This is a genomic window from Teichococcus oryzae (assembly GCF_008386565.1).
In the GTDB taxonomy this organism is placed as follows: domain Bacteria; phylum Pseudomonadota; class Alphaproteobacteria; order Acetobacterales; family Acetobacteraceae; genus Pseudoroseomonas; species Pseudoroseomonas oryzae.
In genome coordinates, this window is the sequence record NZ_VUKA01000076.1 from 1 (window position 1) to 627 (window position 627).

General features: G+C 54.7%; 1 rRNA gene. It reads right to left on the reverse strand.

Annotation, left to right across the window (positions count from 1 at the left end):
* Positions 1–627: ribosomal RNA gene (locus F0Q34_RS21585) — 23S ribosomal RNA — on the reverse strand; the annotation flags it as partial.

A 627-nucleotide genomic window follows, 5' to 3' on the forward strand; every position in this document is an offset into this window, starting at 1 on the left:
TGGGCGAACAGCCCAACCCTTGGGACCGACTACAGCCCCAGGATGCGATGAGCCGACATCGAGGTGCCAAACCTCCCCGTCGATGTGGACTCTTGGGGGAGATAAGCCTGTTATCCCCGGGGTAGCTTTTATCCGTTGAGCGATGGCCCTTCCATGCGGAACCACCGGATCACTAAGCCCGACTTTCGTCCCTGCTCGACTTGTAGGTCTCGCAGTCAAGCTCCCTTATGCCTTTGCACTCTACGAATGATTTCCAACCATTCTGAGGGAACCTTTGGGCGCCTCCGTTACACTTTAGGAGGCGACCGCCCCAGTCAAACTGCCCACCTGACACTGTCTCCCGGGTCGATAAGACCCGTAGGTTAGAATTTCAATACAGTCAGGGCGGTATCCCACCAGCGCCTCCACCGAAGCTAGCGCTCCGGTTTCAAAGGCTCCCGCCTATCCTGTACAAACTGTACCAAAATTCAATATCAGGCTACAGTAAAGCTCCACGGGGTCTTTCCGTCCTGTCGCGGGTAACCTGCATCTTCACAGGTACTATAATTTCACCGAGTCTCTGGTTGAGACAGTGCCCAAATCGTTACACCTTTCGTGCGGGTCGGAACTTACCCGACAAGGAATTTC